Source organism: Klebsiella sp. 141240 (genome assembly GCF_050600805.1).
GTDB classification, from domain to species: domain Bacteria; phylum Pseudomonadota; class Gammaproteobacteria; order Enterobacterales; family Enterobacteriaceae; genus Klebsiella; species Klebsiella aerogenes.
In genome coordinates, this window is the sequence record NZ_JAQIRK010000001.1 from 288,680 (window position 1) to 313,729 (window position 25,050).

General features: G+C 57.1%; 22 protein-coding genes and 1 other RNA gene. 5 read left to right on the plus strand and 18 right to left on the minus strand.

All coding sequences use genetic code 11. The annotated features are described in order from the left end of the window. Positions 1–54: 54 nt before the first annotated feature. From gcvP to PGQ95_RS01390, 7 genes are all read right to left on the minus strand, one after another. The gene (gene gcvP, locus PGQ95_RS01360) at positions 55–2,928 is read right to left on the minus strand and encodes an aminomethyl-transferring glycine dehydrogenase (protein WP_430916776.1); all 2,874 of its coding nucleotides are present in this window, start codon (positions 2,926–2,928) and stop codon (positions 55–57) included. Positions 2,929–3,053: 125 nt separating this feature from the next. After that, a complete protein-coding gene (gcvH, locus tag PGQ95_RS01365) occupies positions 3,054–3,443 on the minus strand; it encodes a glycine cleavage system protein GcvH (RefSeq protein WP_015703428.1) in 390 nt (129 codons plus the stop codon). 24 nt (positions 3,444–3,467) lie between these two features. Further along, entirely contained in the window at positions 3,468–4,562 is a 1,095-nt protein-coding gene (gcvT, locus tag PGQ95_RS01370) for a glycine cleavage system aminomethyltransferase GcvT (protein WP_430916778.1), read from the minus strand. Positions 4,563–4,984: 422 nt separating this feature from the next. Further along, on the minus strand, positions 4,985–6,187 hold the full coding sequence (gene ubiI / locus PGQ95_RS01375; RefSeq protein WP_430916780.1) for an FAD-dependent 2-octaprenylphenol hydroxylase: 1,203 nt from the start codon (positions 6,185–6,187) through the stop codon (positions 4,985–4,987). A 10-nt stretch (positions 6,188–6,197) separates the two neighbouring features. Next, a complete protein-coding gene (ubiH, locus tag PGQ95_RS01380; protein ID WP_430916782.1) occupies positions 6,198–7,376 on the minus strand; it encodes a 2-octaprenyl-6-methoxyphenyl hydroxylase in 1,179 nt (392 codons plus the stop codon). Further along, the gene (gene pepP / locus PGQ95_RS01385; protein WP_271032135.1) at positions 7,373–8,689 is read right to left on the minus strand and encodes a Xaa-Pro aminopeptidase; all 1,317 of its coding nucleotides are present in this window, start codon (positions 8,687–8,689) and stop codon (positions 7,373–7,375) included. The genes ubiH and pepP overlap by 4 nt, the downstream gene beginning before the upstream one ends. A 26-nt stretch (positions 8,690–8,715) precedes the next feature. Next, positions 8,716–9,294 carry a YecA family protein gene (locus PGQ95_RS01390; protein ID WP_015703432.1) on the minus strand — a complete coding sequence of 193 codons (579 nt, stop codon included), beginning with the start codon at positions 9,292–9,294 and terminating at the stop codon, positions 8,716–8,718. Between the two features lie 166 nt (positions 9,295–9,460). Here PGQ95_RS01390 and zapA point away from each other — a divergent pair, with 166 nt between their 5' ends. From zapA to PGQ95_RS01405, 3 genes are all read left to right on the plus strand, one after another. Next, on the plus strand, positions 9,461–9,790 hold the full coding sequence (gene zapA / locus PGQ95_RS01395; RefSeq protein ID WP_004205298.1) for a cell division protein ZapA: 330 nt from the start codon (positions 9,461–9,463) through the stop codon (positions 9,788–9,790). Positions 9,791–9,831: 41 nt separating this feature from the next. Further along, a non-coding RNA gene (ssrS, locus tag PGQ95_RS01400) (6S RNA) lies at positions 9,832–10,015 on the plus strand. A gap of 99 nt (positions 10,016–10,114) precedes the next feature. Next, on the plus strand, positions 10,115–10,711 hold the full coding sequence (locus tag PGQ95_RS01405) for a 5-formyltetrahydrofolate cyclo-ligase (RefSeq protein WP_271032134.1): 597 nt from the start codon (positions 10,115–10,117) through the stop codon (positions 10,709–10,711). An 86-nt stretch (positions 10,712–10,797) separates the two neighbouring features. Here PGQ95_RS01405 and serA read toward each other — a convergent pair whose 3' ends face one another. Together serA and rpiA are read right to left on the minus strand one after the other, a co-directional pair. After that, the gene (gene serA / locus PGQ95_RS01410; RefSeq protein WP_015369774.1) at positions 10,798–12,030 is read right to left on the minus strand and encodes a phosphoglycerate dehydrogenase; all 1,233 of its coding nucleotides are present in this window, start codon (positions 12,028–12,030) and stop codon (positions 10,798–10,800) included. Positions 12,031–12,298: 268 nt separating this feature from the next. Beyond that, positions 12,299–12,961, minus strand: coding sequence for a ribose-5-phosphate isomerase RpiA (gene rpiA, locus PGQ95_RS01415; protein ID WP_045392023.1), 663 nt, complete (start codon positions 12,959–12,961; stop codon positions 12,299–12,301). Between the two features lie 167 nt (positions 12,962–13,128). Between rpiA and argP the strand changes: the two genes are divergently transcribed. Beyond that, entirely contained in the window at positions 13,129–14,022 is an 894-nt protein-coding gene (gene argP / locus PGQ95_RS01420) for a DNA-binding transcriptional regulator ArgP (protein ID WP_008806448.1), read from the plus strand. Positions 14,023–14,076: 54 nt separating this feature from the next. On the opposite strand, the gene PGQ95_RS01425 is transcribed toward argP, so the two are convergent. From PGQ95_RS01425 to PGQ95_RS01460, 8 genes are all read right to left on the minus strand, one after another. Continuing rightward, on the minus strand, positions 14,077–14,844 hold the full coding sequence (locus PGQ95_RS01425; RefSeq protein WP_087859762.1) for an oxidative stress defense protein: 768 nt from the start codon (positions 14,842–14,844) through the stop codon (positions 14,077–14,079). A gap of 85 nt (positions 14,845–14,929) precedes the next feature. After that, the gene (argO, locus tag PGQ95_RS01430; protein ID WP_015703435.1) at positions 14,930–15,571 is read right to left on the minus strand and encodes an arginine exporter ArgO; all 642 of its coding nucleotides are present in this window, start codon (positions 15,569–15,571) and stop codon (positions 14,930–14,932) included. 155 nt (positions 15,572–15,726) lie between these two features. Further along, positions 15,727–16,584, minus strand: coding sequence for a small-conductance mechanosensitive channel MscS (locus PGQ95_RS01435; protein ID WP_015369769.1), 858 nt, complete (start codon positions 16,582–16,584; stop codon positions 15,727–15,729). 129 nt (positions 16,585–16,713) lie between these two features. After that, a complete protein-coding gene (gene allS, locus PGQ95_RS01440; RefSeq protein ID WP_032706364.1) occupies positions 16,714–17,646 on the minus strand; it encodes an HTH-type transcriptional activator AllS in 933 nt (310 codons plus the stop codon). Further along, positions 17,546–18,436 (minus strand): DUF2877 domain-containing protein, encoded by an 891-nt coding sequence (locus tag PGQ95_RS01445; protein WP_271032133.1) that lies wholly within the window; start codon positions 18,434–18,436, stop codon positions 17,546–17,548. The genes allS and PGQ95_RS01445 overlap by 101 nt, the downstream gene beginning before the upstream one ends. A gap of 40 nt (positions 18,437–18,476) precedes the next feature. Further along, positions 18,477–19,739 (minus strand): DUF1116 domain-containing protein, encoded by a 1,263-nt coding sequence (locus tag PGQ95_RS01450; RefSeq protein WP_271032132.1) that lies wholly within the window; start codon positions 19,737–19,739, stop codon positions 18,477–18,479. 16 nt (positions 19,740–19,755) lie between these two features. Further along, positions 19,756–21,417 carry an acyl-CoA synthetase FdrA gene (locus tag PGQ95_RS01455; protein ID WP_271032131.1) on the minus strand — a complete coding sequence of 554 codons (1,662 nt, stop codon included), beginning with the start codon at positions 21,415–21,417 and terminating at the stop codon, positions 19,756–19,758. A 13-nt stretch (positions 21,418–21,430) separates the two neighbouring features. Further along, entirely contained in the window at positions 21,431–22,654 is a 1,224-nt protein-coding gene (locus tag PGQ95_RS01460; RefSeq protein WP_047044047.1) for an MFS transporter, read from the minus strand. A 327-nt stretch (positions 22,655–22,981) separates the two neighbouring features. Between PGQ95_RS01460 and PGQ95_RS01465 the strand changes: the two genes are divergently transcribed. Beyond that, entirely contained in the window at positions 22,982–23,884 is a 903-nt protein-coding gene (locus tag PGQ95_RS01465) for a carbamate kinase (protein ID WP_271032130.1), read from the plus strand. A gap of 86 nt (positions 23,885–23,970) precedes the next feature. Here PGQ95_RS01465 and fbaA read toward each other — a convergent pair whose 3' ends face one another. After that, positions 23,971–25,050 (minus strand): class II fructose-bisphosphate aldolase, encoded by a 1,080-nt coding sequence (gene fbaA, locus PGQ95_RS01470; protein ID WP_004144748.1) that lies wholly within the window; start codon positions 25,048–25,050, stop codon positions 23,971–23,973.

The following is a 25,050-nucleotide window of genomic DNA, read 5'->3' on the forward strand; positions in this document are numbered from 1 at the left end:
CCTCCAAAAAATAAAGGCGCCGCAGCGCCTTTAAAAGTTTAGCTAATTCACCACTTACTGGTATTCGCTCATCGGGACGCAGGAGCAGAACAGGTTACGGTCGCCGTAGACATCGTCCAGGCGTTTTACCGTCGGCCAGTACTTGTTGTGCAACCCAGCCGGGAATACCGCCAGCTCGCGGCTGTACGGATGGTTCCACTCGCCAACCAGCTCGCCCTGGGTGTGCGGCGCGTTCACCAGCGGGTTATCTTCCAGCGGCCATTCACCGGCTTTAACGCGATCGATTTCCGCACGGATCGCCAGCATGGCGTCAATAAAGCGGTCCAGCTCTACCTTGCTTTCCGATTCTGTCGGCTCAACCATCAGCGTCCCGGCAACCGGGAAGGACATGGTCGGCGCATGGAAACCGAAGTCGATCAGGCGCTTAGCAATATCCAACTCGCTTATGCCGGTCTCTTCTTTCAGCGGACGAATATCGAGAATACATTCGTGCGCCACGCGACCATCGCGGCCGGTATACAGCACCGGGTAAGCATCTTTCAATCGGGTAGCGATGTAGTTGGCGTTGAGAATCGCGTTCTGGCTCGCCTGTTTCAGCCCTTCCGCGCCCATCATGCGGATATACATCCAACTGATCGGCAGAATGGAAGCGCTGCCGAACGGCGCGGCGGAAACCGCGCCCTGACGGGTCAGCATGCCTTCAATCTGTACCACGCTGTGGCCCGGTACAAACGGCGCCAGGTGCGCTTTCACGCCGATAGGGCCCATACCCGGGCCGCCGCCGCCGTGCGGAATGCAGAAGGTTTTATGCAGGTTGAGGTGCGAAACGTCAGCGCCGATAAAGCCCGGAGAAGTGATCCCGACCTGGGCGTTCATGTTGGCGCCATCGAGGTAAACCTGACCGCCAAACTGATGCACTATCTCGCATACTTCACGAATGGTCTCTTCATACACGCCGTGGGTCGACGGATAGGTGACCATGATGCAGGAAAGATTCGCCCCCGCCTGCTCTGCTTTTTCACGCAGATCGGCAAGATCGATGTTGCCGTTTTTGTCGCAGGCAACGACCACCACCTGCATACCCGCCATCTGCGCGGAAGCCGGGTTGGTGCCGTGCGCGGAGCTTGGGATCAGGCAGATATCGCGATGGCCTTCGTTGCGGCTCTCGTGATAGTGGCGAATCGCCAGCAGGCCAGCATACTCGCCCTGCGCGCCGGAGTTCGGCTGCATACAGACGGCGTCATAGCCGGTCAATTTAACCAGCCAGTCAGAAAGCTGGGCGATCATCTGATGATAACCTTCCGCCTGCTCGACCGGGCAGAACGGGTGCAGCTCGGCAAATTCCGGCCAGGTGATCGGGATCATCTCCGCCGCGGCGTTCAGTTTCATGGTGCAGGATCCCAGAGGGATCATCGCCTGGTTCAGCGCCAGATCTTTACGCTCCAGCGCGTGCATGTAGCGCATCATCTCGGTTTCGCTATGGTAGCGGTTAAACACCGGATGGGTGAGGATCGCATCGTCGCGCAGCATCGCCGCCGGGATCGAACGACTATCCAGCGCCACGTCTTTATCCAGGGTATCGATATCCAGACCGTGATCGTCGCCGACGATGGCGCGGAACAGGTTCAGCACATCTTCGCGGGTGGTCGCTTCATCGAGCGTAATGCCAACCGCGCCGTGAATATCGCTACGCAGGTTAATCTGCAGCGCTTCGGCACGCGCCAGCACCGCGGCTTTATCCGCCACTTCGACGCAAAGGGTGTCGAAGTAGTGCGCATGGCGCAGCTTCAGCCCTTTCTTCTGCAGGCCGTCGGCCAGAATGTCGGTCAGGCGATGAATGCGGCCAGCGATACGTTTCAGGCCCGCCGGGCCGTGGAAAACCGCGTACAGGCTGGCGATGTTGGCCAGCAGAACCTGCGAGGTACAAATGTTGGAGTTCGCTTTCTCGCGGCGGATATGCTGCTCGCGAGTCTGCATCGCCATGCGCAGCGCGGTATTACCCGCCGCATCTTTCGATACGCCGATAATACGGCCCGGCATGGAGCGTTTGAATTCATCTTTCGCCGCGAAGAAGGCCGCGTGCGGGCCGCCATAGCCCATCGGCACGCCGAAACGTTGAGCGGAACCGAAGACAATATCGGCGCCCTGCTTGCCCGGCGCCGTCAGCAGCACCAGCGCCATAAAGTCAGCGGCGACGCTGACAATCACTTTGCGCGCTTTCAGCTCGGCGATAAGTTTACTGTAATCGTGGATTTCACCGGTGGTGCCAACCTGCTGCAGCAGCACGCCAAAGACATCCTGGTGATCGAGCACTTTGTCGGCCTCATCGACAATCACGTCGAAGCCAAAGGTTTCCGCGCGGGTGCGAACCACATCCAGCGTTTGTGGATGAACGTCGGCGGCAACGAAGAAGCGGTTGGCGTTCTTCAGTTTGCTCACGCGTTTAGCCATCGCCATCGCTTCGGCGGCGGCGGTGGCTTCATCAAGCAGCGAAGCGGAAGCGATATCCAGCCCGGTCAGATCCAGCGTCACCTGCTGGAAGTTCAGCAGTGATTCCAGACGGCCCTGGGATACTTCCGGCTGGTAAGGGGTATAGGCGGTATACCAGCCCGGGTTTTCCAGCATGTTGCGCTGAATGACCGGCGGCAGCTGCACGGCGGTGTAGCCCATGCCGATGTAAGACTTGAAGCGCTTGTTGCGACCGGCGATCGCCTTCAGCTCCGCCAGCGCGGCGAATTCGGTAGTCGCGTCGCCCACCTGTGGTGGGGTCGCCAGCTGGATATCCTGCGGCACAATCTGGCCAATCAGGGCGTTAAGCGAATCCGCGCCGACGGTCTTCAGCATCTCTTGCTGCTGCTGAGCGTCCGAGCCAATGTGACGTTCAATAAAGGCGTCGCGGTTTTCAAGCTGACTTAAAGTCTGAGTCATGAGCGATGGTTCCTGAAACGTGCGGTGAATGTGTTTTCTCCCTCTCCCTTAGGGAGAGGGCTGGGGTGAGGGTATTATCGGTTCCCCTCACCCTTCCCTCTCCCCACAGGGGAGAGGGTAATGGCTTATTCGTCTTCTAACAGAGCTTCATAGGCGGTCGCATCCAGCAGCGCGGCAACCTGCGCTTCGTCGCTGGCTTTAATTTTGAAGATCCAGCCGTCGGCATACGGGTCGCTGTTGACCAGTTCCGGAGAGTCGTTCAGCTCTTCGTTGACGGCAACGATTTCACCGCTAATCGGCGCGTAGATATCAGAAGCCGCTTTCACAGATTCGGCAACGGCGCAATCGGCGCCCGCTTCAACGGTGGCGCCCACTTCCGGCAGGTCAACGAAAACCATGTCGCCAAGCAGCTCCTGCGCGTGCTCGGTGATCCCAACGGTATAGGTACCGTCCGCTTCTTTACGCAGCCACTCGTGTTCTTTGCTGTATTTCAGTTCTGCTGGTACGTTGCTCATCAATTCATCTCCAAAAAAGGGAAATCACACAATGGCTTTGCCATTGCGTACAAAACCAGGTTTAGTCACTTTTACCGGCATTTCACGGTTACGAATTTGCACCACCGCGGTTTCGCCAATCCCGGCCGGTACGCGAGCCAGCGCGATGCTGTAGCCCAGCGTCGGCGAGAAGGTGCCGCTGGTGATAATGCCTTCTTTTTGATTACCGTCGCTATCGGTAAAACGTACCGGCAGGCCGCCGCGCAGGACGCCTTTCTCGGTCATCACCAGGCCAACCAGCTGCTCGGTGCCTTTTTCGCGCTGCATTTCCAGCGCTTCGCGGCCGATGAAGTTACGATCGGCGGGCTCCCAGGCGATAGTCCAGCCCATGTTCGCCGCCAGCGGCGAGACGCTTTCATCCATCTCCTGGCCATACAGGTTCATCCCGGCTTCCAGGCGCAGAGTATCGCGCGCGCCAAGACCACACGGCTTAACGCCGGCGTCCAGCAGACCGCGCCAGAAATCCGCCGCCTGCTCGTTCGGCATAGCGATTTCATAACCCGCTTCGCCGGTATAACCGGTGGTGGCGATAAACAGGTCGCCGGCCTGTACGCCGAAGAACGGCTTCATGCCTTCCACGGCCTGGCGCTGAGCGTCGGTGAACAGCGTCGCCGCCTTCGCTTTCGCCTGCGGACCCTGCACCGCGATCAGCGACAGATCGTCGCGAACGGTGATTTCAAGACCGTAAGGTTCGGCTTGTTCGGAAATCCAGGCGAGGTCTTTTTCACGAGTGGCGGAGTTAACAACGAGGCGGAAATAATCTTCAGAAAGGAAATAAACAATCAGGTCATCGATGACGCCGGCGGAAGCGGTTAGCATGCCGGTGTAGAGCGCTTTGCCTGGGGTGGTAAGCTTCGCCACATCGTTTGCCAGCAAATAGCGCAAGAACTCTCTGATCCGGCTGCCGTGGAAATCGACGATGGTCATATGCGACACATCGAACATCCCTGCATCGCCGCGCACCGCGTGGTGCTCATCAATCTGGGACCCGTAATGCAGCGGCATCATCCAGCCATGGAAATCCACCATGCGAGCGCCGCACAGCGTGTGTTGTTCATACAACGGAGTCTGTTGAGCCATCTTTTCCTCATCGAATAAAACGGAACCAGCCACGATATTGTCGGCGATTTTGCGCCACGAAATCCGGCGACGGCACCGCTTACGGACGCCGACGCAAACGTTCTCTTTTGCCTGAACTTACCACCGAACCCGGTGCTAAACCATAAGGTAAATCAGGACATCACATTAGCTTATGACCAAAGCGCGCCGGAAAGCCTACAGAGTTATTGACTGGAAAAAAGCGATTTATGCCACATAAAATTAACATGATGAGCCAACAAGTCAGGTGATGATGGTGTTTTATGCGATTTTACGGGCCTAATTTCTTTAACAAAAAAAAGAGCGCATTAATAAAACTAATGCGAAATAAGAGGTGAAATTAGAATATTTCAAATGAGGGAGAAAACCCGGCGCGCAGGCCGGGTAAAAGAAGTGTGACGGGGTTAACGTAACCAGGCGGGGAGATCGTTAAGGCCCATCGCCTGACGAATCAGCTGCGGTTTCACGCCAGGCAGCGAATCGGCCAGTTTGAGCCCCATGTCGCGGAGGAATTTCTTCGCCGGATGGCTGCCGGAGAACATTTCGCGGAATCCCTGCATACCCGCCAGCATCAGCGCGGCGCTGTGCTTGCGGCTGCGCTCATAGCGGCGCAGGTACAAATGCTGACCGATATCTTTACCCTGCGCGTGCAGGCGCTTCAGCTCGTCGATAAGTTCGGCGGCGTCCATAAAGCCAAGGTTTACCCCCTGCCCGGCCAGCGGATGAATAGTGTGGGCGGCATCGCCAACCAGCGCCAGACGATGGGCGGCGAACTGACGCGCGTAGCGTCCGGTCAGCGGGAAAACCTGCCGATCGCTTTCAAGCTGGCAAAGGCCAAGGCGATTATCAAAAGCGATGTTCAGCGCCTGGTTAAACGCGGCTGCATCGGCCTGCTGCATCCGCTGCGCCTCCTCCGGCGACAGCGACCAGACGATCGAGCACAGATGCGGATCGCTAAGCGGCAGGAAGGCCAGAATGCCTTCGCCGTGAAACGCCTGACGCGCCACCGCCTGATGCGGCTCGGTGGTACGTATCGTCGCCACCAGCGCATGATGGCGATAGTCCCAGAAGGTCAGTGGAATATCGGCTTTATTGCGCAGCCACGAATTGGCGCCATCGGCGCCGACCACCAGCCGCGCGGTCAGCATGCTGCCGTCCTGCAGGCTCAGGAAGGCTTCGTTTTCGCCCCACGCCACCTGCTGCAGCTGCGCAGGCGCCAGCAGGGTAACGTCAGCGCAGCGCTGTGCTTTTTGCCACAGCGCATAATGCACCACGGCATTTTCAATAATATGGCCCAGATGGCTAAAGCCCATGCTCTGGTCATCGAAGCTAATGCGGCCAAAGCTATCTTTGTCCCACACTTCCATGCCGTGATAGCAGCTGGCGCGCTGGGCGATGATCTCGCTCCAGACACCCAGCTTATCCAGTAGCTTTTCGCTGGCGGCATTAATAGCCGAAACGCGCAGCGCCGGTGGCGCATCGGCGTCAAGAGGCTGCGGCGCCGCTTGTTCCAGCACCGCGACGCGCAGGCCGCTGCCCTGTAAACCACAGGCCACCGCCAGTCCCACCATTCCGCCGCCAACAATGGCAACATCAACACTTTGCACGTTCTACTCCTTAACGGGGAACCCAACCGAGGGTACGCTGCGCCAGCGCATCGCGCGCCGGGGTAAATAATTCCATCGCCATTAGCCCGACGTTGCGCCCCGCCACCAGCGGCGCCCAACGGTTGGCAAAGAGATGCACCAGCCCATCGGTCACGCCGATGGTGGCGGCTTTATCATCCGCTCGCCGCGCCTGATAACGGCACAGCAGGGAATAATTGCCCACATCCTCGCCGAGCGCGTGGGCGTCGGCAAGCAGTTCAGCCAGACTCATCACGTCGCGCAGGCCGAGATTAAAGCCCTGCCCGGCGATCGGGTGTAATGTCTGCGCCGCGTTGCCGACCAGCGCCAGACGGTGCGACACCGAACGGATGGCGGTGGTTAACGCCAGCGGATAAACACTACGCTTACCGGCATGGGTAATGCGCCCCAGCCGCCAGCCGAACGCCTGCTGTAATTGTTGGCAAAAACGTTCGTCAGACCAGCTCAGCACCTCATCGCGCCGCGACTGCGGATGGCACCACACCAGCGAACAGCGCCCTTGCGACATCGGCAGCATCGCCAGCGGACCGTGATCGGTAAAGCGCTCGAAGGCGCGGCCTTCGTGCGGCAACGCGGTGCTAACGTTGGCGATAATCGCCAGTTGCTCATAGGACTGCTGCTGCCAGCTAATGCCGCAGCGGGCGCCCAGCGACGAACGCGAACCATCTGCCGCCACCAGCAGCTCACCGTTGATCGTTTCGCCGCTATCAAGGGTGAGGCTGACGCTGTCCTGGCTGCGGTTGACCGCTTCCACTTTCGTCGGACAGTGCAGGGTGACGCCCGGCGCCTCGCGCAGCAGGCTAAACAGCCGCTGGCCGACATCGTGGAGTTCAACCACCTGCCCCAGCGCCGACAGGCCGTAATCGGCCGCCGCCAGGTTTACAAAACCGGCATGGCCGCGGTCGCTGACGTGTACCCGCTGGATAGGCGTCGCTCGTTTAGCAAGGTTCTGCCAGATACCGATGCGCGCCAGCTGCTGGCAGGTGCCCGCAGCCAGGGCGATCGCCCGATCGTCAAAACCTGGGTGGCGTGACGACGCCGGATCCTGCGCTTCAATCAGATGAACCGGCAGCGCACCGCCGGTCAAACGGGAGATGGCCAGCGCGAGCGTCGCGCCGGTCATCCCGCCGCCGACAATCAGCACACTCATGACTGGCGCGCCGCCGCCATCAGCGCCTCGATCTCATCCGCCTTCTTCACCACGCTGGCGGTGAGATTTTCGTTGCCATCTTCGGTAATCACGATGTCATCTTCAATACGAATGCCGATGCCGCGATATTGGGCCGGTACGTCGGCGTCGGCGGCGATATACAGCCCCGGCTCGACGGTCAGCACCATTCCCGGTTCCAGGACGCGCGAACGGTCGGTGTCGTAATTACCGACATCGTGTACATCCAGACCCAACCAGTGGCTCAGGCCATGCATAAAGTACGGGCGGTGGGCGTTGTTGGCGATAAGCTCGTCAATCTCGCCTTTCAGGATCCCCAGCCGCACCAGGCCGGTAATCATAATGCGCACCACTTCCTGATTAACTTTATAAATGGAGGTACCCGGACGATACAGCTCCAGCGCGGTTTCCAGCGATTCCAGCACGATGTCGTAGATTTCACGCTGCGGTTTAGTGAATTTACCGTTAACCGGGAAGGTGCGGGTGATATCGCCCGCATAGCCGCGGTATTCACAGCCGGCGTCAATCAGCACTAAATCGCCATCACGCAGTTCGGATTCGTTTTCGGTGTAGTGCAGGATGCAGGCGTTTTCGCCGCCGCCAACGATGGTGTTATAAGACGGGAAACGCGCGCCATGGCGGTTGAATTCATGGAGAATTTCGCCTTCCAGCTGATATTCGAACATGCCTGGGCGGCATTTTTCCATCGCCCGGGTATGGGCAAGGGCGGAAATCTCGCCGGCGCGGCGCATTACTTCCAGCTCTTCCGCGGATTTAAACAGGCGCATTTCATGCACCACAGGCCGCCAGTCGATGACGGAGTTCGGCGCCTGCAGGTTCTGACGTGAACCTTTACGCAGTTTTTCGAGGGCGTTAAACACAATTTCATCGGCATAGGCATATTCGCCCTGGGCGAAATAGATAGCGTCCAGGCCGTTGAGCAGTTGATACAGCTGCTGGTTGATTTCGCTAAACGCCAGCGCGCGATCGACGCCAAGTTTCCCCGGCGCGGCATCCTGTCCCAGACGGCGGCCAAACCAGATTTCCGCCGTCAGATCGCGAACGCGGTTAAACAGCACGCTATGGTTGTGCGTGTCATCGCTTTTGATCAGCACCAGCAGCGCTTCCGGTTCATTGAAGCCGGTGAAGTACCAAAAATCGCTGTTCTGCCGGTAGGGATATTCCGAATCTGCGCTGCGTACCGCTTCCGGCGCGGCAAAAATCAGCGCCGCGCTGCCCGGCTGCATCTGCGCCAATAATGCCTGGCGACGAGAAAGAAACTCCTGCTGTGTCATGACGCCCCCTGAATGTCGTTTTTTATTTAGTGTAACGTTGGCTTGCGTACTTCCGGTGCGGTTGGCTGCTGGCGCGCGAAGGTATCATGGCACAGTAACGCGGCGACGCGTACGTACTCAATAATCTCTTCGAGAGACATCTCCAGCTCTTCCTGGTCTTCATCTTCGTCGTAGCCGAGTTGCGCAATGTTACGCAGATCATCGATGGCTTCGCCGGTCTCATCCTTCACTTTATCCAGCTTCGGCTGGGTCACGCCAAGGCCTAACAGGAAATGGTTAACCCAGCCCGCCAGCGCGTCGGCGCGGTCGAAAACGCTGACGTTGTCGCCTTCCGGCATATACAGCTGGAACAGAAAGCCGTCATCTTCCAGCGAGTCGCTGGTGGCGGAATGCATGCTACGCAGCGCCTGGGCCAGTTCATGACCAAAGGCAAGACCTTCGTTGGTCAGGTCATGCACCAGCGGCTGCCAGCTGCTGTCGGTGTTGCCGCCGCAGAGGATGCCGCTTATCAAACCGTGCATTTCGGCCGGGGTTAATCCCACCCCTTGTTGGTTCAGTAACTGGTCTACATCGTTGTAACCAGGCATTTCGTTCTGTATAGACATGCGCATTCGTCATCGTTGGGAGGAATATTCATGATATGCTACCACTTTGGACCCTGGTGAACCAGAAAAGGGCTTGTATCCCCGCACCAGGGTAGCTATAGTGTCGCCCCTTCGCAGAGCCGGGCTCGGACGTGAAGGCAGCGCAGTCAATCAGCAGGAAGGTGGCATGTCTGCACAACCCGTAGATCTCCAAATTTTTGGCCGTTCACTGCGAGTGAATTGCCCGCCTGAACAAAGGGATGCCCTGAATCAGGCAGCTGAAGACCTTAATCAGCGGTTGCAAGATTTAAAAGAACGCACTAGAGTCACAAATACTGAGCAGCTGGTCTTCATCGCCGCGTTGAACATCAGCTATGAGTTGACTCAGGAAAAAGCGAAGACCCGCGACTACGCCTCCAGTATGGAACAGCGCATTCGCATGCTTCAGCAGACCATCGAACAGGCATTGCTTGAGCAAGGTCGCATAAGCGAAAGACCGGGGTCGAAGTTTGAATAACACTTTGCAGTTAACTGTGTTAGAGTAATCGCAAGAACAAAATTTCTCTGAGATGTTTGCAAGCGGGCCAGTCCCCTGAGCCGATATTTCATACCACAAGAATGTGGCGCTCCACGGTTGGTGAGCATGCTCGGTTCGCCCGAGAAGCCTTAAAACTGTGACGACGCATTCACCTTGAACCAAGGGTTCAAGGGTTACAGCCTGCGGCGGCATCTCGGAGATTCCCTTCTTAAGTTCGCATTATCCCCTCAACGTTGTTTTCGGCCTGTGCCGCCCTGTATTACACTTTCCCGTATCGTTTCGCCTGCTCGTAATGAGACCAGCATGACTATACAGCCCGATATCCCGCTCTCCAGACAGCAAATTCGCCAGCAGATCCGCGAGCGTAGACGCGCGCTTAGTGCCGAACAGCAGCAGCGCTTCGCCCTGCAGGCCGCTGAGCGAATGATGGCGTATCCGCCCGTCGTTCTCGCTCATACCGTAGCGCTGTTCCTCTCCTTCGACGGCGAGCTGGACACCCAACCGCTGATTGAGCAATTGTGGCGTGCAGGCAAGCGGGTTTATCTGCCGGTACTGCATCCGTTTAGCCCCGGCAATCTGCTGTTTTTACATTACCATCCGCAAAGCGAGCTGATTTTTAATCGCCTGAAGATTTACGAACCAAAGCTCGACGTGCGCGATGTCCTGCCGCTTGCCGAACTCGATGTGCTGATTACCCCGCTGGTCGCCTTCGATGCCAGCGGTCAACGCCTGGGGATGGGCGGCGGTTTCTACGATCGTACCTTACAAAACTGGCAGCAGTATCGCCTGCAGCCGGTAGGCTACGCCCACGACTGCCAGCAGGTGGACACCCTGCCGATCGAACAGTGGGATGTCCCGCTGCCGGCGGTGATTACGCCAGGCAAAACCTGGCGCTGGTAGATAGGTGCGCGAGTTCGAGAATTGCGCCCGGAAGGCGTTAAAAAAATACGGGCAGGTACCAGACCTGCCCGTGAGGCAACAACAAATTAGTACAGCAGACGGGCGCGGATGGTGCCCGGGATCGCTTTCATCGCCAGCAGCGCCTGCTGCGCGACGTCGCCGTCGGCTTCGATATCAATTACCACGTAGCCCATCTGCGGAGTCGTTTGCAGATACTGGGCGGCGATGTTGATATTCTGCGCGGCGAAAATCTGGTTAAGCGCCGTCAGGATGCCCGGTCGGTTTTCATGAATATGCAGCAGACGGCGTCCGCCGTGCAGCGGCAGAGAAACCTCCGGGAAGTTCACCGCCGACAGCGTAGAACCGTTGTCGGAATACTTCGCCAGCTTGCCTGCCACTTCCAGACCAATGTTCTCTTGCGCTTCCTGAGTTGAACCGCCGATATGCGGCGTCAGGATCACGTTATCGAATTCGCACAGCGGAGAGTTAAACGGATCGCTGTTGGTCGCCGGTTCCGTCGGGAAGACGTCGATGGCCGCGCCGGCCAGGTGTTTACGCGACAGCGCATCGCACAGCGCCGGGATATCGACCACCGTGCCGCGAGAGGCGTTGATCAGCAGCGCGCCCGGTTTCATCAGCGCCAGCTCTTCCGGCCCCATCATATTTTTGGTGGAGGCGTTTTCCGGCACGTGCAGGCTAACGACATCGCTCATGTTCAGCAGGTCGGAGAGGTGCTGAACCTGCGTGGCGTTACCCAGCGGCAGTTTGTTTTCGATATCATAAAAATAGACGTGCATCCCCAGTGATTCCGCCAGAATGCCGAGCTGGGTGCCGATATGGCCGTAACCGATAATCCCCAGTTTTTTGCCGCGCGCTTCAAAGCTGCCTACCGCTTGCTTATTCCACACGCCGCGATGCGCCTTGGCGTTAGCTTCCGGCACGCCGCGCAGCATCAGCAGCAGCTCGCCGATGACCAGCTCAGCCACCGAACGGGTGTTCGAGAACGGGGCGTTAAATACCGGGATACCGCGCTTCGCCGCCGCATCCAGATCGACCTGGTTGGTGCCGATACAGAAGCAGCCCACCGCCACCAGTTTTTCCGCCGCGGCGAAGATCTCTTCAGTCAGATGAGTACGGGAACGCAGGCCGATAAAATGGGCATCACGGATCGACGCTTTCAGCTCTTCAGTATCGAGCGCGCCTTTGTGAAATTCGATGTTGGTGTAACCTGCCGCACGAAGGTTATCGATTGCTTTCTGATGCACGCCTTCAACTAGCAGAAATTTAATCTTGTCTTTTTCCAGTGATACCTTAGCCATTTCCCCGTCCTGTTTTTATTGGTACTGATGTCGTGCTGAACAAAAACTCTTCCAGCAACATATCAAAAAAAACTATCGCGGCAATATGAACGTTTGCCTCGCCGACCTGAAGAAATATCACGTTGAAGCAAAAGACAGGACAAAACACCAGAAAGAGAATAGATGGCAGATTGTTACTCAGAAAGGTTACGTAAATGTGACACAAGTCACCAAATTAAGGCCATAGAAAAAAATTTAGGGGGAAGCGCGAAACTTCCCCCCGATCGTCTTATTTACTGACGATGGTCTTCACGCCGTCGGCGGTACCGATCAGCGCCACGTCGGCGCCGCGGTTGGCGAACAAGCCGACGGTCACCACGCCCGGGATACCGTTAATGGCGTTTTCCAGCGCGATAGCGTCCAGGATTTCCAGGCCGTGTACATCGAGGATCACGTTGCCGTTATCCGTCACCACGCCCTGACGATATTCCGGGCGGCCGCCCAGCTTCACCAGCTGACGCGCGACGGCGCTGCGCGCCATCGGGATCACTTCCACCGGCAGCGGGAAGTTGCCGAGGATATCAACCTGCTTGGAGGCGTCGGCGATGCAGATAAACTTATCGGCAACCGAGGCGATGATCTTTTCGCGGGTCAGCGCCGCACCGCCGCCTTTGATCATCTGCATGTGGCCGTTAATTTCATCCGCGCCGTCAACGTAGATGCCCAGGCGGTCGACGGAGTTAAGGTCGAATACCGGGATACCGAGGCTTTTCAGCTTTTCGGTAGAGGCGTCGGAGCTGGATACCGCGCCTTCGATCTGCCCTTTCATGGTTCCCAGCGCATCAATAAAATGCGCCGCCGTGGAGCCGGTGCCGACACCGACAATGGTGCCCGGTTGTACATATTGCAGCGCTGCCCAGCCGACTGCTTTTTTCAGTTCATCCTGCGTCATGATTATCGTCCGAGATGTGAATACTTACCGCGCATTATAGAACATCGACGGATGAAATGTCCCTGCGATGGCGATCACACATCTGAGCAGACCATTTTCGTCTTTATCAAAAACAAATTTATGTCATAGTGCGGGTTAACGAAAAGTTATGGGGGTACGCCAGAATAATGAAACGACCGGACTACAGAACATTACAAGCGCTGGATGCGGTGATTAGGGAACGTGGGTTTGAGCGCGCCGCGCAGAAGCTATGCATTACACAGTCCGCCGTCTCACAGCGTATCAAACAGCTGGAAAACATGTTTGGCCAACCGCTGCTGGTGCGTACCGTACCGCCGCGCCCGACCGAGCAGGGGCAAAAACTGTTGGCTCTGCTGCGCCAGGTTGAGCTGCTGGAAGAAGAGTGGCTTGGCGATGAGCAGACCGGCTCCACGCCGCTGCTGCTGTCGTTGGCGGTCAACGCCGACAGTCTGGCGACCTGGCTGCTGCCGGCGCTGGCCAACGTGTTATCCGACTCCCCTATCCGCCTCAATCTGCAGGTTGAAGATGAAACCCGCACCCAGGAGCGCTTGCGTCGTGGGGAAGTGGTCGGCGCGGTGAGTATTCAGCCGCAGGCGCTGCCAAGCTGCCTGGTCGATCAACTCGGTGCGCTCGATTACCTGTTCGTCGCCTCGAAGGAATTTGCGCAACGCTATTTCCCTAACGGGGTAACGCGTTCTGCGCTGCTGAAAGCGCCGGTGGTCGCCTTCGATCATCTCGACGATATGCACCAGGCGTTCCTGCAGCAAAACTTCGACCTGCCGCCGGGTAGCGTGCCCTGCCATATCGTCAACTCGTCGGAGGCCTTCGTGCAGCTGGCGCGTCAGGGCACTACCTGCTGTATGATCCCGCACCTGCAGATCGAGAAAGAGCTGAAGAGCGGCGAGCTTATCGACCTGACGCCGGGGCTGTTCCAGCGCCGAATGCTCTACTGGCACCGCTTTGCGCCGGAAAGCCGCATGATGCGCCGGGTGACCGATGCGCTTATTGATTACGGCCACAAGGTGCTGCGCCAGGATTAAACGGCGGGCATAAAAAAAGCCACTTCACTGAAGTGGCTTTTTTGTCGCTGCGGCTTACTGAGCCGGTTTCGGCGCTTCAGCTGGTTTCGCCGGCGCGGCAGGCGCGGCGGCCTGTGCTGGCTGCAGTTCAAAGACCACGTCAACCTGATCATCAAACTGGATGGTCGCCTGCTCGTAGGTTTCCTGGGCGGAGACCGGCGCGGCGTCAGCCGCCTTCATCATGCGAACCATCGGGCTCGGCTGATAGTTGGAAACATGGTAACGCACGCTATAGACCGGCCCCAGCTTGCTGTGGAAGCCAGCAGCCAGCTCCTGCGCCTGATGCACCGCATCATCGATAGCCGCTTTACGCGCTTTATCTTTATAGGCGTCAGGTTGCGCAACGCCCAGCGATACGGAACGAATTTCGTTCAGCCCCGCTTTCAGCGCGCCGTCCAGCAGGCCATTCAGCTTATCGAGCTGACGCAGGGTAACTTCGACGGTACGCACCGCGCGATAGCCTTTGAGGATGCTTTTCCCGTTCTGATAGTCGTAATCAGGTTGGGTACGCAGGTTTGCCGAGCTGATATCCTTTTTGGCAATGCCGCTCTTTTCAAGGAAAGAGAGATATTGCGCAACGCGATCGTCAGCCTGTTTTTTTGCCGATGCCGCATCTTTTGCCGCGACGTTAACTTCAATCGCCAGAGTGGCGATATCCGGAACCGCTGCAACGCTTGCTGTGCCTGAAGTCACAATGTGCGGGCCATCCGGCAATTCATTTGCCTGCGCCGCCATCGTGCTGAATCCGAGTGCTGCCGCCAGGGCTAAGACTTTTAACTTCACTGTCGTTTCTCCATCTTGCTTAGGTCGCCCATTTTAAGGACGCATGCCAGCTAGCTTAGCGCTTACGCGCGGAAAGTCCATCGGACTAAGCCTGGTTGATGAGCATCTGTATATGTTGCAGGCCATCTTTTGCCAACTGCAGGGCGATAAACCACATCACCAGCCCGACAAGCACGTTGATGATTCGCTGCGCCCGCGCGGTACGTAAACGCGGCGCCAGCCACGCGGCCAGCAGCGCCAGGCCGAAGAACCATAAGAATGACGCGCTAATCGTCCCCAGCGCGAACCAGCGTTTGGGCTCGACCGCCAGCTGTCCGCCGAGGCTTCCGAGCACCACAAAGGTATCGAGATACACATGAGGGTTAAGCCAGGTCACCGCCAGCATGGTGACGATAATTTTCCAGCGCCCTTGCTTCATGACCTCGGCGCTGGCCAGCTCGAGATTATTGCTCATCGCCGTCTTCAGCGCGCCGAAGCCATACCATAACAGGAAAGCGACGCCGCCCCAGGTGACCAGCGCCAGCAGCCACGGCGACTGCATCAGCAGCGCGCTACCGCCGAAAATTCCGGCGCAGATCAACGCCAGATCGCTAAGCGCACACAACAGCGCAATCATTAAATGATACTGGCGGCGGATCCCCTGATTCATCACGAAAGCGTTTTGCGGCCCGAGCGGCAGGATCATCGCCGCGCCCAGCGCAAGCCCTTGAAAGTAATAAGATAGCATCGTTTAATTTTCCGGTTTCATCGTTAATGCCGGAGAATATAGCGTGTCGTCATCATTAGCGGAAATTGATAATTTTAATCATTAATAAGTAAAGCTAATGCACAAAGACAAAAAAAAGACCGGCGGTGCCGGTCTTGTGCCATAGCAGGAAAAAATTACTGCGCTTTTTCCTGCTGATTTACCATGTGTACGTCCATCTGCGGATACGGGAAGCTGATGCCGTTAGCGTCGAAATCACGCTTAATGCGCTCCAGCACGTCCCAGTAGACGTTTTGCAGGTCGCTGCTTTTGCTCCATACGCGAACCACGAAGTTTACCGAAGAGGCGCCCAGTTCATTAAGGCGAACGGTCATTTCGCGATCGCGCAGAATGCGGTCATCGGATTCGATAATCGCGGTCAGCAGTTGTTTCACCTTATCGATATCGGCATCGTAGGAGACGCCGATAATAAACTCATTACGGCGCGCCGGCTCACGGGAGAAGTTAATGATATTGCCAGCGATGATTTTGCCGTTCGGCACCACCACGATTTTGCCATCGACGGTACGCAGAGTAGTGGAGAAAATCTGCACGTTCTGCACGGTGCCCGCGATGCCGCCGAGATCGACATATTCACCGGCGCGGAACGGGCGGAACATCACCAGCAGTACGCCTGCGGCAAGGTTCGACAATGACCCCTGCAGCGCCAGACCCACGGCCAAACCGGCGGCGCCCAGCACGGCAATCACTGAGGCGGTCTGCACGCCAACGCGGCCCAGGGCGGCAATCAGCGTAAAGGCGATAATCGCGTAGCGCACCAGCGCGGAGAGAAAATCGGCGACAGTTGCGTCTATCTTACGCGCCAGCATCAGACGGTTGACGGTGTTAGAAACGATGCGCGCCACGATCATCCCGATGATCAGGATAACGATAGCGGCAACGATGTTGACGGCATAGCTCAGCAGCAACTCCTGGTTGCGCGCCAGCCAGGTCCCGGCATGGTTGATGCTATCGACAACGTTCAAATCTTCCATTTAGTAATCCTTGGGTCATATCAAAAAAAAGCAAATGAGATCATTCTCACGAAAATGACCTTTTAAAGGTAAACAAAAACCACCGAAGATGCCATTTCTCAATCTGATCCAGATGAAACTAACGCAGCATTACGCTTGCGCAGGACGATCCACCATCCGCAAAAAACCGCTGACTAATGCCTCTTTGCGCTCGAACGCCCTGGCGATTTCACTGACAACTTTGCCGCTGCCGGCATTCTTCCAGGCAACGGAGAGCGGCGAAGGCTGGCGGGGGTTGGCGACCGCACGGGCCACCAGCGCGCCGGACTCCAGGTAAGCGCGACACATCCGCTCCGGCAAGAAGCCGACCCCCAGGCCGCTAAGATGGCAGGCCAGCTTGGTGCTGAGATCCGGCACCTTGATCTCTTTTTGCCCGTTGAGCAGCCAGGCGACACGACGCGTCAGAGTCCGCGATGTATCTTCAATATTAATTGCCGGATAGCGGCGTAGCGCATCGTCGGAGAGCACCGCCGCGGGATGAGTGGCAAGGGGATGATTCTGCGCCACCACAAACTGCCAGCGAATATCGCCGAGCGGCAATAAAGAGATATTGTTGGACAGGGATTCCGAGCCGGTGACGCCAATCGCCAGCTGGAAATCGTCGTATAGCAAAGAGTCCCAGACCCCCATATAGACCTGGCGGGAAAGCTGAAAGCGGGTAAAGGGAAACTGCTGATGTAGCCAGGTCAGGAGATCCGCGGCGCTTTGCGGCTGATACAGAAGATTATTGATAACGATATTAACCTGTCTTTCGACGCCGGCATTAATCTGCTGGAGTTCATCGGGCATCACGTCGAGCCAGTTCAACCACTGCCGACAGTGCTCAAGCAGATGTTGCCCGGCCAGCGTCAGGCTTACCGATCGGGTCGTGCGTAAGAAGAGCTGCGTTGCCACCTGCTCTTCCAGCGTTTTGATACGATAGCTAATCGCCGCTGGCGTTTTGTGCAGCAGACTGGCCGCGCGGGAGAAACTCCCGGTCTCGGCGACCTGTATAAACGTGCGGATGGTTTCCTGATCGAGCATGCGTTCTCCTTGAATCCACTCTCTGTAACCAGTGCTGCGCGAATGCCATCCCCAGCAGGGTATCAGCCCCAGAAGTATGACCTACCGCCAGCAAACGCTGAATTGCCCGCTTAGGATCGCCGGTCGATTGCAGCCCGCGCATCACCTTAACCACCGGCAGCGAAAACTCGCCGCGCCTGGCGCTATTCAGATAGCTACAGCTTACCGAAGTTGTCAGCGAGGTAAGTTGATCCGCCGGGGGGATAAACGCGTGCAGGCGGTCAGAAAAACCGGCGCCGTGCAGCACCGCCAGCATCCCGGCGAGCATATCATCGCCGCTGGGGGTTAATCCTGGCCCGTTGCCAATCAGCCATTCCCAGTCCGGGCGCTCGCCGCGCCGCCAGCGCTCAAGCTCGCCCATAATAGATGAATAAAACGGCCTATCCGCCAGCGGCTGATTGAGCGCGGCGCATAGTCCGCTCTGGCATGAATAAGCCGAAAGATTGAGAAGAAACGAGCGGCCGACGGGAAAGCGAAGTTTGAGCGTCCGACGCGGGCGGATGGCAACGCCCTCACCCCACAACAAGCGCCCTTGCTTAACCAGCCGCGGAAGATTAGCCAACTGCGCAAACTCGGTGCTGCTAAATAGAATACCCGTCGGGCCAATACCTTTACCGTAGCGAAACAGCGTCAGTAAAGTTCCATCGGCGTGGGCGAAATTAACCGCCTGTGAAAACTGACTATGGCGCTGCCACACGCCGTCGGCTAACTGTTCAAGGCCGGTACAGGCCAGCGCATTGAGGGTTTTCATCGGCGTCTCTCCGGGGCGGCAGCGCCGCCCCTCTCACGACTCAGGCAGTGATGTGGTGCAGTTCGGCCAACGCCTCCAGCGCTTTCTCAAAGCACAGCAGCGGCGCGCGAACGGTTCCCGCCCCCACCTGGCCTATCCCCGCTTCGCGGTGGGCAATACCGGTATTGATAAGCGGTGTGATGCCGGTTTCCACGACCCGACGAACATCCAATCCCAGACAGGCGCCTTTGAAATCCCATGATGGGATCTGGAACAGCGGGTTGTTGGCAAGATAGATTTCAGACATCTCTTCCGATGTTTCCAGCGCCGCGCCCATGCCGCCAGCGCCGACGAAGCGCGTTACACCCGGTGCGGCAATCATCGCCGCGCCGCCGATCCCCAGCGTTTCGGTAATCGCGCTATCGCCGATGTCCGGATTAGCATCCGCCTGGCTGTAGCCGGTGAAGAACAGCCCCTGCGGCGTATTCACCGGTGCGGTAAACCAGCGATCGCCGGTACCGCTAACGCGAATACCGAATTCGCGGCCGTTGCGGGTCATGGCGGTCACCACCGAGCCGGCTTTGATTTCCGCCGCCGCATCCATCACCGCTTTGCTGTAAGCCATCGCCAGGTTGAGGAAGAACTGATCGGTAACGCTGAGGAACTGCAGCACGGCGACAATTTCCGCATTCGGCCGATCCAGGCCGGCAATGACCGGCGACAGCGTGCGCAGCAGCAGCGACGAGGCGGCGATATTACGCTGGTGGAACTCATCGCCCATGGTAATCGCCTGCGCCATCATCGCCGTCAGGTCAACGCCGTTTTCCATTCGTGACAGCGCTTCTTGCAGCACCGGCGCGAGCGTGTCGCGCATCCAGCGCAGACGCGTTTGCACATCCTCGCCGTAGGCGCCGAAGCGCATCACTTTGCCGATCCCTTCATTCAGGTTACAGCAGGATTGGTTACCATGAACCACATCGCGTACCACCAGCACCGGCATGTTCGCCGAGGTGATCCCGCCCATCGGCCCCACCGCGCCCACGTGGTGGCAAGGGATGAATTCCACCTCTTCCTGCTCCAGCATCCGCACGGCTTCTTCTTCGCTCGTCGCCCAGCCTTCAAACAACGATGCGCCGATACAGGCTCCGCGCATCGGCCCGGTCATCTCTTGCCAGGCGATTGGCGGCCCGGCGTGCAGTAATTTACGTCCAGAAGATAGTTCAGCCACCGCCTCTTTCGCAGGACGGACGGCAACCCAATGCGGGCGCGCGGCTTTAATTCGTTCGATAATGGCTTCGTTAGCCTGTGCAATTGATGAGTACATATCCATACCTCTGAACTTAATGTAACTGCTTGAGTAAACTGGCGAGACGAGCGTTACCGCCGGCAACGGGCGCCCACTGATAATGCACCACTGGCGTACCGCTGCTTTGTAGATCCAGCGCGAAGCTGCGCAACCCGGCATTAATGACCTGCACGCCGTCGAGCAGCGGGTTATGCGCTGTCGATTCGCTCTGCGGCTGATGCTGCGTCAGGCTAACCGCCAGTAGCGTCGCCTCTTCGAGGGTTTCGACCACCGCAACCCCGGCATCGCGCAGGATGGCTATCTGCTCGCTACGGCCCTGCGGGTCGGCATCGGTGCCGGTCATGGTGGCGATGACCACCAACGGCGCGGCACGTTTACGCCGGACCTGCTCGATGGCCTCAACCACCGCCCCGGCCGGATCGGCGCAGGCGCCATAGCCCAACACCACATCCAGCAACAGCACGCCAACTTCCGGCATTGCCGCCAGCTTCTCAATTTCAATGCTACGGGTGGTTGGGTCGATCATCGGATGCGGTCTGCCGAGGGTGTAACTATCGTCGCCAAGGTCGACAATGCGATGCCCGCCGGCTTCCAGCATCACGCCCTCGGCGTGGCTATCGCTGACCGGCACTTCCAGATGATCGGAGAGCAGCATCGCGGCCTCGGCGGCAAGGGTACCGCCAGCGTACAGGCCATAAATCCCCTTGCCTGCAACCTGCGGCTGGCTCTGCCGCTGTTGCGCTACCCGCATCAGCAGTACCGCCAGCTGCGCGGCGTCCGCCAGCGAGTTCGCCAGCCAGACGTTGCCCTCGCGGCGCTGCTCGGCACGGCTACCGAGGAACAGCGCCACCACCGGTTTATTCTGTTTTTGCATGGCGGCAATGATGCGGGCACGCACCTGTGGCGAAGGCGGTTTGGAGACAAAAGCGATAACCTGCGTCGCGCTATCGGCCGCCAGCATCTCCAGCGCGGTCAGGGCGCTGATGCCGCCGACTTCGGCGCTGAGATCGCGCCCGCCAAGGCCGATGGCGTGGCTAATTCCCTGTTGATGCAGCGCCACCTGCGAGGTGATTTCCTGGATCCCGGTCCCCGATGCGCCGATGACGCCAATTCCGCCCTGCGGTAAAACGTTGGCAAAGGCCAGTGGACTGCCGGCGATCATTGCCGTTCCGCAGTCCGGTCCCATCACAATGAGCCCCTTCTCGCGAGCCAGCGTTTTCAGTTCAACTTCTTGCTCCAACGGGACGTTATCGGAAAACAGCATCACGCTCTTATTGGCTAACAATCCCTCTTTCGCCACCCCGGCGGCGTACTCCCCTGCCACCGAAACCAGCAACAGATTCGCGTCCGGTAATTTCTGGCAGGCGCTCTCCCAGCGCCGCGCCTTGACCAGCTGCGTTGAGCTGCCTGATGCATTAGCGATAGCGCTCAGCTCTTTCTCTAACTGTTCACGGATTAAATCGAGAATTTCCGGCTGCGCTTCCTGCGTGCGAACTGCGACACAAATATCGTTGGGCGTCGCCTCGGCGAAATCCGGATGCCAGAATCCGGTCGACTCCAGCATCGATTTATTCGCCGGGGTGCCCATCATGACCGAAACCTGATCCACTTCCGGGCGTTCACTTAATTTTCGGGAAATAATCATCAGGCTTACGGAATCCTGAAAGCTTCCCTTTTTAATAAAAGCGTAAATCATTACCGCTACCTCTTTATGTGCGTTTTTCTTTTAAAAACAGCATAGCGACCAGACCAATGACCAGCAGCGCCGCGGAAACATAAAAACTCGAAGCCAGACTGCCGGTAATATCGCGCGCCGCCCCTGCAATAATTGGCGCCAGAATCGATGAGCTCATCCCGATAAAATTAAATAAACCAAACGCGGTGCTGTAATTGGTTTCATCGACGCTATCGGCGACCAGCGCCACCAGCACCGGATCCAGCGCCAGTTTGCCAACCAGGCCATACACGCACAGCGCCACGATGACGCCGGTCATACTCGGCATCCAAATAATGGAAAGCATGCTGGCAATCGCCACCGGCACGAGGAATAAAATTAACGGTTTGCGGCGACCTAATTTATCCGACAGCCCTGAGAACAACAGCGCGCCGGGAATAGAGATCCACGCGACCAGCGACGAAATAAATCCGGTTTCGCTACCGGCAATACCGCGCTCGTTTTGCAGATAATAAGGAAGCCAGGTCAGAATAACGAAGAAACCAAACAGGCTGCAGAACACCATAATATAGGTCAGAATTAAATTACGATTCTTCAACAGATCGCTAAATTTACCTTTTTGTACCGGTTTGCCCTCAGCGTCGGCGGTGCGCTTTTTCTCTTTCACGAATAGCCAGATAGCAATCCCTACCAGCACCGAAGGTATCGCCATGGCATAAAACGGCATCCGCCACGAGTAACCCTGGTCATAGACCAGCCAGCTGGAGGTCATCAGACCCAGCGCGATGCCAAAGGCCATTCCGCTATTGATAATCGCGCTGCCCAGCGAGCGGAATTTTTTCGGGATCTGCTCGGAAGACAAGCCGTACTGCGGGCCATAATATGTCCCCTCGCCTGCGCCGGTGACCACGCGGGCAAACAGCAGCATATACCAGCTTTTTACCCAGCCGGTGACCGCGGTAAAAACGCCAAACAGAATAAACCCAGGCACCAGCACTTTTTTCTTACCGATTTTGTCCCCGAGGATCCCTGCCGGCACCTGTAGCAATGCATAAGAAAAATAGAATACGGAGTTGAGTACTCCTAATTGCGTTCCGCTTAAACCAAACTCTTTTTCCAGCTCACCCATCACCGGATTTAAAACCGTGCGATCGGCATACATAAATACCCAACCTAACCAGAAAAGAAATACCGTGACCCACCAGGCGGGTATTCCTTTTCTTTTGGTCACCTCGGTTACCTCATACGTTCCTGACATAAGCTATCTCCCGGCAATATTCACCTCAGGCCATCCCAGAGGATGGGTGAAGGATTGATGTTTTAACTCCGCTAACCATATCGGGGTAACCATGTATTTCATTTGAACAAAGTCACACAAAATCCATTGTTTTAAATTCCTAAAGACTGCTGACGAAATTATTAAAAAAAATCTAATAATCATCTTTAAAAACATTTAAATAAAACCAGCGAATATAATATTTATTAGCGAGATATTTTTTACTCTCGATAAAGTGGCGACCTCATCACATTACCTGGCCGCTAAAACGATATTTTTAGCGCACTTCTATAATTCAATGAGGTCATCATGAAAAAGAAAATCGTTATTGCGCTGGGTGGTAACGCACTGCTGCAGCGCGGAGAAGTGCTCAGCGCGGAAAACCAACAGCGCAGCATTCAACTTTTTGCCCGGATGGCGGCGGAATTAGCCCGTGATTATCAGCTGGTGATCGTGCACGGTAATGGCCCGCAGGTCGGATTGCTGGCGCTGCAAAACGCCGCCTATCAGGAATCTCCCGCCTGGCCGCTGGATATTCTGGTCGCGGAAAGTCAGGGGATGATAGGCTTCGCTATCGCTCAGGAACTGATGCAGTACGCCGGTGCGCCGGTCAGCACCCTGATGACGCGCGTAGAGGTGGCGGCAAATGATGACGCTTTCGCGGCGCCGGGGAAATATATTGGCCCGGTTTATCAGCCGCAGCAGCAGGCAGAGCTGGAAAAACGCTATGGTTGGCAGATGAAAGCGGATGGCGACTATATCCGTCGGGTGGTCCCTTCCCCCAGGCCGCTAAATATTGTTGATAGCGCGGCCATTCAGACGCTGATGGATGCCGGTCATCTGGTGATTTGCTGCGGCGGCGGCGGGATCCCGGTGGTTGCCGATACGCACGGTTACCGGGGAGTCGAAGCGGTTATCGATAAAGATTTGACGGCGGCGGCGCTTGCCAGCGCCATTCATGCCGACCACCTGCTGATACTGACGGATGCCGATGCGGTCTATGTTGATTGGGGGACGCCGCAGGCTCGCCCGTTACGTCAGGCCAACATTGCTACACTCGCGCCGTTTGCCGCCCCGGACGGCGCAATGGGGCCGAAGGCGGAAGCGGTCATTCAGTTTGTCAAACAGACCGGAAATAACGCCTTTATCGGCGCGTTAAAGGATGCGCCACAGATATTAGCCGGGGAAAAAGGCACCTGCGTAAGTCGCTAAAAAAAAGGCTTCCCGCAGGAAGCCTTTTTTATGCCGGTAATGAAAGGAAACGCCGTTTCCCTTCGTTACGCTCGCAGCAAGCGAAATTACAGAACGTCGATCGCGTTCAGCTCTTTGAATGCCTGCTCCAGACGGGTCACCATAGAGGTCTGAGCGGCACGCAGCCATACGCGCGGATCGTAGTATTTCTTGTTCGGCTGGTCTTCGCCTTTCGGGTTGCCCAGCTGGCCCTGCAGGTAAGCTTCGTTCGCTTTGTAGTACTGCAGGATACCGTCCCAGGTCGCCCATTGGGTGTCGGTATCGATGTTCATTTTCACAACGCCGTAGCTGACGGAGTCTTTGATTTCCTGAGCGGAAGAACCGGAACCGCCGTGGAATACGAAGTTCAGGCTGTTGTGCGGCAGGTTGTGTTTCTTAGAAACATATTCCTGAGAGTCGCGCAGGATAGTCGGGGTCAGAACTACGTTACCCGGCTTGTAAACGCCGTGTACGTTACCGAAGGAAGCGGCGATGGTGAAGCGCGGGCTGATTTTGCTCAGCTCGGTGTACGCGTAATCAACGTCTTCCGGCTGGGTGTACAGTGCGGAAGCGTCCATGTGGCTGTTGTCCACGCCGTCTTCTTCACCGCCGGTGCAGCCCAGTTCGATTTCCAGAGTCATGCCCATTTTGGCCATACGAGCCAGGTACTTAGAGCAGATCTCGATGTTTTCGTGCAGGGACTCTTCAGACAGGTCGATCATGTGGGAAGAGAACAGCGGTTTGCCGGTGGCAGCGAAGTGTTTTTCACCCGCGTCCAGCAGGCCGTCGATCCACGGCAGCAGTTTCTTCGCGCAGTGGTCAGTGTGCAGGATAACCGGCACGCCGTAATGTTCAGCCATCTGGTGAACGTGATGCGCGCCAGAGATAGCGCCGAGGATAGCAGCACCCTGCGGAACGTCAGTTTTCACGCCTTTGCCCGCGATGAACGCAGCGCCGCCGTTAGAGAACTGAACGATAACCGGAGAGCGAACTTTCGCAGCAGCTTCCAGAACGGCGTTGATGGAGTCAGTACCCACGCAGTTTACCGCTGGCAGAGCAAAGTTGTTTTCTTTAGCTACCTGGAACACTTTCTGAACGTCGTCGCCAGTGATGACGCCCGGTTTTACGAAATCAAAAATTTTAGACAT